Origin of the sequence: Rectinema subterraneum (genome assembly GCA_009768935.1) — a bacterium.
Classification (GTDB): domain Bacteria; phylum Spirochaetota; class Spirochaetia; order Treponematales; family Rectinemataceae; genus Rectinema; species Rectinema subterraneum.
In genome coordinates, this window is record WESA01000001.1 from 174438 (window position 1) to 183003 (window position 8566).

10 protein-coding genes and 1 pseudogene are annotated in these 8566 nt (G+C 51.9%); 7 read left to right on the forward strand and 4 right to left on the reverse strand.

What is annotated here, in order from left to right; all coding sequences use genetic code 11:
- Window positions 1-106: 106 nt before the first annotated feature.
- Both GAP13_RS00770 and GAP13_RS00775 read left to right on the forward strand, forming a co-directional pair.
- Window positions 107-1069, forward strand: coding sequence for a PDZ domain-containing protein (locus tag GAP13_RS00770; RefSeq protein WP_158905189.1), 963 nt, complete (start codon window positions 107-109; stop codon window positions 1067-1069).
- Complete coding sequence (locus tag GAP13_RS00775) at window positions 1066-1761, forward strand: hypothetical protein (RefSeq protein ID WP_158905191.1); 696 nt, start codon at window positions 1066-1068, stop codon at window positions 1759-1761. The genes GAP13_RS00770 and GAP13_RS00775 overlap by 4 nt, the downstream gene beginning before the upstream one ends.
- Window positions 1762-1821: 60 nt before the next feature.
- Here GAP13_RS00775 and aroQ read toward each other — a convergent pair whose 3' ends face one another.
- Both aroQ and GAP13_RS00785 read right to left on the reverse strand, forming a co-directional pair.
- Window positions 1822-2274, reverse strand: coding sequence for a type II 3-dehydroquinate dehydratase (aroQ, locus tag GAP13_RS00780; RefSeq protein ID WP_158905193.1), 453 nt, complete (start codon window positions 2272-2274; stop codon window positions 1822-1824).
- 74 nt (window positions 2275-2348) lie between these two features.
- Complete coding sequence (locus tag GAP13_RS00785; RefSeq protein ID WP_158905195.1) at window positions 2349-2936, reverse strand: class I SAM-dependent methyltransferase; 588 nt, start codon at window positions 2934-2936, stop codon at window positions 2349-2351.
- Window positions 2937-3100: 164 nt separating this feature from the next.
- Here GAP13_RS00785 and GAP13_RS00790 point away from each other — a divergent pair, with 164 nt between their 5' ends.
- From GAP13_RS00790 to GAP13_RS00805, 4 genes are all read left to right on the forward strand, one after another.
- Complete coding sequence (locus GAP13_RS00790; RefSeq protein WP_158905197.1) at window positions 3101-3778, forward strand: glycoside hydrolase family 16 protein; 678 nt, start codon at window positions 3101-3103, stop codon at window positions 3776-3778.
- Window positions 3779-3888: 110 nt separating this feature from the next.
- A complete protein-coding gene (locus GAP13_RS00795) occupies window positions 3889-4347 on the forward strand; it encodes a YkvA family protein (protein ID WP_158905199.1) in 459 nt (152 codons plus the stop codon).
- A 101-nt stretch (window positions 4348-4448) separates the two neighbouring features.
- Window positions 4449-5186, forward strand: a complete 738-nt coding sequence (locus tag GAP13_RS00800) for a lysophospholipid acyltransferase family protein (RefSeq protein ID WP_158905201.1) — start codon at window positions 4449-4451, stop codon at window positions 5184-5186.
- Between the two features lie 151 nt (window positions 5187-5337).
- Window positions 5338-6486, forward strand: coding sequence for an NAD(P)/FAD-dependent oxidoreductase (locus tag GAP13_RS00805; RefSeq protein ID WP_158905203.1), 1149 nt, complete (start codon window positions 5338-5340; stop codon window positions 6484-6486).
- Here GAP13_RS00805 and GAP13_RS00810 read toward each other — a convergent pair.
- Complete coding sequence (locus tag GAP13_RS00810) at window positions 6437-6610, reverse strand: hypothetical protein (RefSeq protein WP_158905205.1); 174 nt, start codon at window positions 6608-6610, stop codon at window positions 6437-6439. The two genes, GAP13_RS00805 and GAP13_RS00810, sit on opposite strands and share 50 nt — an antisense overlap.
- A 57-nt stretch (window positions 6611-6667) precedes the next feature.
- Here GAP13_RS00810 and GAP13_RS00815 point away from each other — a divergent pair, with 57 nt between their 5' ends.
- Window positions 6668-8047 carry an MATE family efflux transporter gene (locus GAP13_RS00815; protein WP_158905207.1) on the forward strand — a complete coding sequence of 460 codons (1380 nt, stop codon included), beginning with the start codon at window positions 6668-6670 and terminating at the stop codon, window positions 8045-8047.
- Window positions 8048-8257: 210 nt separating this feature from the next.
- Here the strand turns inward: GAP13_RS00815 and GAP13_RS00820 are convergent.
- Window positions 8258-8566, reverse strand: a pseudogene (locus GAP13_RS00820) (hypothetical protein); the annotation flags it as partial.

Sequence of the window (8566 nt, forward strand, 5' to 3'; positions counted from 1 at the left end):
TAGCCCACCATTGACACAGGCACTGATGGGTGTATGCTTACACATATGCGCACATATTGAGATATGCATATATAAGGCCGGTACAATCGGCCCAAGGAGGCGCAGCATGAAGCATTCGAGCCTTTTCAAGCATTATTGGTGGGCAGCTCTTGTGAGCGTCTTGTTCCTGGCAATGAGCTGTGCGAGCGCGCCATCCGCGCAAGCGCCAAGCGCGCCGCAATCCCAAGCCGCGGTGGCCTCCTCTTCCGGCGCACTGCCAGCGCCTCAGCAAGCCGCAGCGCAGCCTGGAGTCGCGGCGCCTAAGTCCGATATCTGGCCAAAAATCTATGATGATGAGACCTATCTTACAACCTTCGATTCCTCTTGGTCCGAAGGAGAAGCTGTCGGCGCCATCAAGAACCTTCAGAATGCCATGGTAGAATTCACGGCAGGGATTCCTTTTTCGGAATTGGATGTCGACCCCTATGGATTGAGGGCGAAATGGTCGTGGACCGAAGGTTCGTTCATAAAGAGCGCGAACCTCATTATCCCCTTCGATCAGGTGTCATATATTCTGCTCGAGCATTACCCTGTGCTTAACAAAGAGTACAAATGGGGGCTTCTGGTCGGTATTGCCAACGCGAATCCGGCATCGATCCGGACGCCGACGCGCGATGCAGCCGAACGCCTTGGCAAAGCAATCCTCGTGCTTGCCAAAGCTCGCGGTGCAAAGGTGAGCCTTCCGAACGTTCGTTTCGGAGCCTCGTTGAGCCCATTAAGCGAAGCGCAGGCTCAGGCAGCCGGTATTCTGCAGTCAGGGGGTATCATCATTTCGTGGGTTTTCAAAGAGAGCCCTGCAGAAAAAGCAGGCTTTTCTCCTCAGGATATCATCACCAAAGCTGATGGAAAGCCGGTTCAAAAAAGTGATGATCTCTTTTCCGCAATCAATGATGCCGCAGCGGCCGGCAAAAGCCAAATTAAAATAGATGGAATCCGGCGCAGCTATCGCATCGACAACAAGATGTATGTCGAAATCTTTGTGCCTGTCACCTTCACATTGGCTATCGAGCAGGCAGGAGGCGCAAAATGAACGCGAAACGTATGCTAGTTGCCGCAGCATTGTGCGCGGTCTTTGCTGGTGCGCTTTTTGCCCAAGGCGCAGATCCCAAAACCGTCACGCCAGCCTGGGTGACAGAAAAGCAGATTGCCCAGCAGGCTCAGACGCAGCCTCAGACGCAGGCTCAACCAGAAGCTGCAAAACCAAAAGGATTCAATGTATTTTTTATCGGTTATGATTATCCGACCTTTTCGGGCGCGCTCGCTCCCTCTCTGACAAGCTGGACAGGCCCTTTGAATTTCAGTCTTGGAATAGAATCAGCGAATTCCACTGGCTCATCGATGCTGTCAGGGTTGGAACTTGAATTCTTCATTGCCGCGCCAAGCAAAGGTTTGCGCCTGCAGATGAACGACATGGTGATGATAGGGTATTCTCTTGCGCTCAAACCTGTGCGTCTCAATATTGGCGCTCGTCTCGGGCTCAGCCTTCTCGATGTCACGGACAATACCTCAGCTGCGAACACATACACGGGGTTGGGCGGCCTCGTCGGGCCTGAGGCATCGTTGTACGCCGAGTTAGCTCCCGATTTCTGGCTCTGGGTGAGGGGGCGGTACGCGCTCTCATACTACATGAGCCTTATAAGCAACGGCTCAAGCCCACTCGACACTGGATCGAATACGCTCAATACCCTGAGCCTGGAAGCAGGACTGGCGTTTAGGATGTAATGAGCGAGCCTGGGATTCAGGATATAAGGGGGCCTGATTCCTGAAGCGCGGCATTTGGTCTCACGATGAAGCCTGTCCGAGCGCATGTAGCAATGCATGCAAGCCAAGGATATAGCTGTATGCTCCAAACCCCGAAATTTGCCCTATACAGACAGGCGCGATAACCGAAGTATGGCGAAACTCTTCACGCTTGTAGATATTCGAAAGGTGCACCTCGACAGCTGGAATATTGACCGCGGCTATAGCATCCCGAAGGGCAATTGAATAGTGGGTGTACGCGCCCGCGTTTATGACGATGCCGTCGATTTTCCCCGCGCAGCTATGTATGTAATCGACAAGCTGGCCTTCGATATTCGACTGATAAAACTCGGTGGTTGCGCCACACTTTTTCGCCTCTTGCTCGATTTCCTTGTTGATCTGATCAAGTGTTTCTGCACCATAAATGCCCGGTTCCCGCGTGCCGAGCAAGTTCAGATTGGGGCCATGAATCACTGCGATATTGAGATTTTTCATGTGAGCCTCTCTTCCAGATATCCTTTTTCGGGCATGAGCCCTGACCGATAGCCTGAATTCATTCGATAACCCCCTTATGGCTTGCAGATATACCAAGCGCTTTGCGGCCCAACTCTCAGTACTTTTACATCGGAAAAATTGCCAGCAAGCTCCTGCCGGACTGTGCGAATAAAATTGAAATAGTCGCCGCCTTCGAGATATTCGACGATGCTGGTAAGGAGACGCTTGTTCTCGCTGTAATCGTGAAACAGCACGGTATCCTTACTGATTCTTTTGCATTCGCGATAGAGGATGAGCCGGTCTTCCAGAGGCAAGCCATGCGCGACATACGCCGCGCTCACGAGGTCGAATGATGCATCGGCTATGCCATGCGCCCCGAGGATATCGACCACCGAACAGCGAAGACCGGATTTTGCCGCGTGCACAATCATTTCCTGAGCCACATCAATGCCTTCGACATCCCATCCTTCAGCCCACAGCGCAGACGTGAACGCCCCTGTGCCGCAGCCGATATCGAGCGCCCGCTTGTCATGCGGCGACGGCAGGGCTGTTCTTCCGATATCGAAACATCGGGCATACGATCGCGTCTGGCCGGCAAAAAACCAGCTGTAGGGTATGGCAATGCGATTGAAAAGCCTAGCATGGCGCTCGCGATGATTCATGTTCAGACTATACTATATTTAGTTGTCTCTGCGAAATCGGGTTGACTTTTGTGCGTGATGCACGGGAATATGACGAGATCTAGACTAGAAAAAAGCGAGGTACTGCAGTGCATCGATCTGGGAAAAGGAATCTGTTGAGATATGCTGGCTGGTTGCCTTTTTTTATGATGCTGATCACTCTTCCTGCAGCTGCGTATGCAGCCAGTCCGCGCGATATCATATTTGGCGGTATTGCCTGGGGCTTGCGACAGACAAGCGGCCCTGTCGATCCGGGACCAAATACATTCAGTAATTCGCCAGATCAGGTGTGGGTGGATGAACAGGGCAGCGTTCACCTCACCTTGCAAAAGCGCGACAACGTCTGGACCGCTTCCGAAATGATGGCCAAAAAAGACGCTGGCTACGGTACCTATCGATTTACGGTTTCGAGCTCCGAAAGCTCGCTCGACCCCAATATCGTATTCGGATTTTTCACGTGGGACAAGGCGCCGGAGGCTTTCAACCGCGAAATCGATATCGAGATTTCGAGATGGGGAGTCAAGGACGGGCCGAACGGATGGTTCACCGTCCAGCCCTACGATGTCCCCGGAAACCAGCACGCCTTCAATCTGCCCAAAGCCGCAAGCTACACATTCGAAATGCGATGGGACAAAGGCCTGGTCGAATTTGTGCTGTACTGCGACGGCAAGCTGAGCGAATACTGGAAATACGCTGGCCGCGTTCCAGAGCCAGGGCGGGCAAGGCTACGAATCAATCTCTGGCTGTTCAGAGGGAAGGCGCCACAGGGGCCAGGGCCGTACGAGGTGGTTATCTCCGATTTTTCATATGTTCCTTCGAGATAAACAATTTGCTTTAGCCATAATCAGCTCGGCCTATCGGCTCATATCCGAGCTTGAATCGCGGCCAGTTCTAAGCTAGAGTTATAGTCAAATTACTCTATATTGGGGAATCAATGAGAAAACGTATAGCGGTGATCGAGGCTGGTATAAGCGGGCGCCATTCACTTAACCGCAATTGGCGCGGAAAATGGAACCACTGGCTGCGCAGATCCAAAAAACGCATGCGCTTACGCATGGGCATTCTCTACTATGTGCTTCGCTCAGGCCGCATTCCCTTGAAGACGAAGCTTCTTGGAAGCCTGGCGCTCGGATACTTTCTGAGCCCGATCGATCTCATTCCCGATTTTATCCCGATTCTCGGACAGCTCGACGACGCTATAATTCTGCCGCTGCTCATCGCGTTCACCCTGCGCAGTGTGCCAAAAGAGCTTGTGCGCGATTGTGCCCGCAAAGCCATCCGCGAACCAGTATCCTTGTCGAAAAACTGGCGTGCAGGCGCAGTGGTAGTGCTGATCTGGATATTTATTCTTGCTTTGCTGGGCTGCTGGATTATAAAGTGCATACATGCGTAATGCATAAGCCAGTGCCAGAAGAATTCATCAAAAAACATTTTCACTCGGTACTGAATTTTTGATATAATCATATTTAGAGCGAATTTGCTTACTCGCAGAGCATGGACATGACCAAAGACGGCGAGAAAATGAACCTGACCGCACGCATTTTCTTCAACGCAGGCTTCTATTTTGTGCGCTACATCATATATGGCATAAAAATCTGCGGCACAAAAAATATCGAGCGCTGCAAATCGCCCCTTGTCTTTGTGTCCAATCATGAGGGCGCCTTCGGACCAGTGAGCCTTCTTTCGACCTTGCCGGTGCGGGCATATCCATGGGTCACGCACGAAATCATGTCCAGGCGCGAGTGCGCGGCCTATCTCCAGAAGGATTTCACCGAAGCAGCACTCAAACTGGGCCCCCGGCTCAATGCAATCGTATCGAAGATCATATGCTATGCCTGCGTCGCCATCATGCAGGCTCTACGCGCAATTCCCGTCTACAGAAACTCGAGAAAGATTCTCGGCACGCTCCAATATAGCCTCAACATGCTCGAACAGGGCAAAAACATTCTCATTTTCCCGGAAATTCCCAGCACCGCGAAGAACACCCAGCTCGGCGACCTCTATACCGGATTTTTGCACCTTGCGCGCATGTACTACTCACGCCACAGCCAGCCACTCACCTTTGTCCCAATCGCCGTAAACAAGAAAGCGCGCCGCGTCAGCATAGGCTCGCCCGTCATCTACAACCCCGACAATCCCTTCTGGCTCGAAAAAGAACGTCTCAAACAGGAAATCTCCGGCGAAATTCAGGATATGTTTTCTTCAATGGAAGAAGCCAGGATTTCGGGGTAGAACCTATCGTATAGAGAAGATTGCATGTTTTCCTTGCTGCCTGCATGTACATCAACAATGCATTGAAGCATATGCAAGGTTCATTACACTATGCAATTCTTGACTAATTTAATAATCTTTTATATATTGATAAAAAAGGAACGATACTTGTATGAAAATTGTAATTATCGGAAATGGTATCGCGGCGACTTCAGCAGCGACGAAGATCCGCGAGTTCGATGCTTCCTGCGAAATCACAATGCTCTCGGATGAAAACACTCCATTTTATTCGAGGCCACGCCTTCTGGATTACCTTGCCGGAAAGGTTTCATTCGAACAGATCACCATAAAAAGCGAGCAATGGTACAACAAGCTCAATATTGAGCTTGTGAGCGGCGCAAAAGTCTTCTCTATTACTCCTCAAGAAAACAAGATTATCACGTCCAAGGGCGATATATCCTACGATGCGCTGCTTGTCGCTTCGGGAGCGAGCGCCGCAACGCCGCCCTTCTTCAGGCCTGATCTGAAAAACGTTTTTCGGTTGCGCACAAAAGAGGATGCGGATCGAATTATCGCCGCAGCACAACATGTGCGAACTGCCGCAATCATCGGCGGGGGCCTTCTTGGCATTGAAACCGGATTCGCACTCACCTCCCGGGGGCTCACTACCACGGTTATTGAAATCGCTGATAGGCTTCTCCCCAAACAGCTCGATGCAGAATCTTCACTGCTTTTGAAAGCGTCTCTTGAAGAAAAAGGGCTGCGCTTTCTGACCGGCAAGCAGGCTGCCGCACTCGATGCCGACCGGGAAGGGCTTTGTATCACCTGCACTGATGCCACTGTGCTTCGAGCCGATATCATTGTTGTCTCGGCAGGGATACGCCCAAATGTCGGCTTTCTTGAAGGTTCGGGAGTCAATGTGGGCAGGGGAATCATTGTGGACGAAAAGCTTCGCACAAATATCGGCAATATCTACGCCGCAGGCGACTGCGCCGAGTTCAGGAGCACGTTGTACGGCATTTGGCCAGCCGCAAAGGAACAGGGAGAGATTGCGGGCGCGATTATCGCGGGCCAGGATGCTGTCTACAACGGGAGTATCATGAGCGCAAAGCTCAAGGTCGTGGGGATCGAGGTCGCATCGATAGGGGATATCGCTGTGGGGCTTGGCACAAGAACAGAATCCCAGCGCGAGGGCTCGTCGTTCAGAAAGCTCTTTTATGAAAACGGCCGGTTGAAAGGCGCGATTCTCATTGGCGATACATCTGATTATTTCAAATTGCAGAAGGAAATAGCACTTCCAGCTCCTCGCCAATCTGCTTGAGCTGGGCGGCAACCAATATTTCCGCGGAATCGGCCGCTTCGTCTTGGCTGAGGCCGAGCTTCATGAAGACTTTGGTACAGAAATACTCGAGAGCCTTGCGCGGTATGCGAATTGTCCCTGTCATCTTGATTCTCCGGATAAAAGCGAGTACATGTATCAGGATACAACAAGGATTCAATAAATGGAACTTGCGTTTCTGCATCAATCGACGGCACAACGGCGCGATCGTATTCTGAATGGCCCGATTTCGCAAACGCTTTTATTCCTCGCTGCGCCGACGCTCATGCTTGGCATCGTGCAGGCGCTCATGCCGCTGATGGACGGGCTTTTTATCAACAATATCGCAGGAACGCTTGTGGCAAGCTCGGTGACGTTCAGCGAGCCGGTGATCAATATGGCCATGGCGCTTGCGCAAGGCTTGAGTGTGGCGGCGATGGCTATTATAGGACAGCTGAACGGGCGCGGCAGTTTTGATGAATCCAAGCGCACCTCGACGCAGATTGTTGTGATGGGGTCGATACTTGGCTGCCTTTCGGCGCCGCTGCTCGTGGTCGCGGCTGCTATAATCTCCGCGCGGATCAATCAGCAGATTTCACATAACGTCTTTCTTTATCTCTCGCTCTACGCGCTTGTTCTGCCTTTCTCGTTCCTTGAATCGATCTACAACGGCCTGAAAAACGCGAATGGAAAGCCCGAGGCGCCCTTTATCCGCATGGTGCTCATGCTGGCGCTCAAGATCCTTTTCAATTTCGTGTTCATCTACGCGCTCAGGCTGGGCATCGTGGGCTGCGTGCTGTCCTCACTCGCTGCAAATATCCTGATAACCGTCTGGATGTTCTGGGAATTATTTGTAAAGAAAGGACCGGACCGGCTCGAGCTGAGGGGTTTCCGATTCGATATGATGGCCGTGCGCCAGCTTTTCCAGGTTGGCGCCCCAGCCATGCTTAACACCTTCATACTCAATCTCGGTTTTTTCCTTATAAATACTGAAGTTGAAAAATACGGGCCGGTTGTGCTGAATGGTCAGGGCATCGCGAACAACATCACGCAGGTAGCCTTCATTTTGCCGGGAGCCTTCAGCTCGGCAGTCACGACCATGGTGAGCATGAATATCGGCGCCGAGAATCCCGGCAAGGCGAAAAAGTCGCTCGTTGGAGGCGCGGTCCTGAGCGCAATCACCGCGGCAATCGTCATCGCCGTCATCGTACCGCTCTCGTCGCACCTGACGATTCTTTTCACACGGCGGGCCGACGTGCTTGAGATCGCGAACCGCGCCCTTCACATCTACACCTACTCAGTGATCGGCTTCGGCGTGACTATCACGATCCAAGGGGCCTTCATCGGGCTCGGCAAGACCAGGGTGCCGCTCGTGCTTGGCGTCCTGCGAATATGGTTCCTTCGCTACCTCTTCATCCTGGCGACAGAAAAGTACCTCAAGTACTACGCCGTGTTCTGGGGCAACCTCTTCTCGAACTACACCGCCTCGTTCATCGCTATCTTCCTCATCTCGAGGACGAGGTGGGAGTCGGCGATACGTCAGAAGGAGCCAAAAAGCTCTTGACAGATGGAGAGCGCCGCCTGGTGCAAGCCTCGAAGGCGAATGCGCTGAGTTTGTGCGCATAGTGGAGGAGAGAAAAATTTATCTAGCACTTAATATTCGCATACAAATAGCCTGACTTTTGCAGTTCCTGCATTAAAAAAGTGTTGTAATATCTTATTTAATAATGAATAGCGTGTGTTGGTTCATAACAAAAATCTGTAATGCATCTCCTTAGTGTTTTCGCTTTGTCTGGGCAAGAAGATGGCGAATCTCCTGCAAGGTACGCGACTGCTTTGAAAAATCAATCCCAAGATTCTTCCCAATCGCCTCAAGCACCGCATCGTAGTAATCAAAGACATAGAGGTTCTTCCCCACGCTCGTGCCGCAGGCACTCGCCAAGGCCTGTTGCATCGCCGCGGCGGAATACTGCCAGTCAAGGCGATATTCCAAGAGGCGCATGAGGAGTAAACTCACAAAGCAGATGAAAAAGTGCGCGCGAATATGGCTCTCGGTGGAGAGGAAGACCGGCCGCGCCTTGAG

Excerpts from the sequence above, each read along its gene's own strand:
- GAP13_RS00810 (WP_158905205.1), bottom strand. The coding sequence starts at position 6,610 with ATGACAGGGACAATTCGCATACCGCGCAAGGCTCTCGAGTATTTCTGT.
- GAP13_RS00790 (WP_158905197.1), top strand. The coding sequence starts at position 3,101 with ATGATGCTGATCACTCTTCCTGCAGCTGCGTATGCAGCCAGTCCGCGC.
- GAP13_RS00795 (WP_158905199.1), top strand. The coding sequence starts at position 3,889 with ATGAGAAAACGTATAGCGGTGATCGAGGCTGGTATAAGCGGGCGCCAT.
- GAP13_RS00815 (WP_158905207.1), top strand. The coding sequence starts at position 6,668 with ATGGAACTTGCGTTTCTGCATCAATCGACGGCACAACGGCGCGATCGT.
- GAP13_RS00805 (WP_158905203.1), top strand. The coding sequence starts at position 5,338 with ATGAAAATTGTAATTATCGGAAATGGTATCGCGGCGACTTCAGCAGCG.
- GAP13_RS00785 (WP_158905195.1), bottom strand. The coding sequence starts at position 2,936 with ATGAATCATCGCGAGCGCCATGCTAGGCTTTTCAATCGCATTGCCATA.
- GAP13_RS00800 (WP_158905201.1), top strand. The coding sequence starts at position 4,449 with ATGGACATGACCAAAGACGGCGAGAAAATGAACCTGACCGCACGCATT.
- GAP13_RS00770 (WP_158905189.1), top strand. The coding sequence starts at position 107 with ATGAAGCATTCGAGCCTTTTCAAGCATTATTGGTGGGCAGCTCTTGTG.
- aroQ (WP_158905193.1), bottom strand. The coding sequence starts at position 2,274 with ATGAAAAATCTCAATATCGCAGTGATTCATGGCCCCAATCTGAACTTG.
- GAP13_RS00775 (WP_158905191.1), top strand. The coding sequence starts at position 1,066 with ATGAACGCGAAACGTATGCTAGTTGCCGCAGCATTGTGCGCGGTCTTT.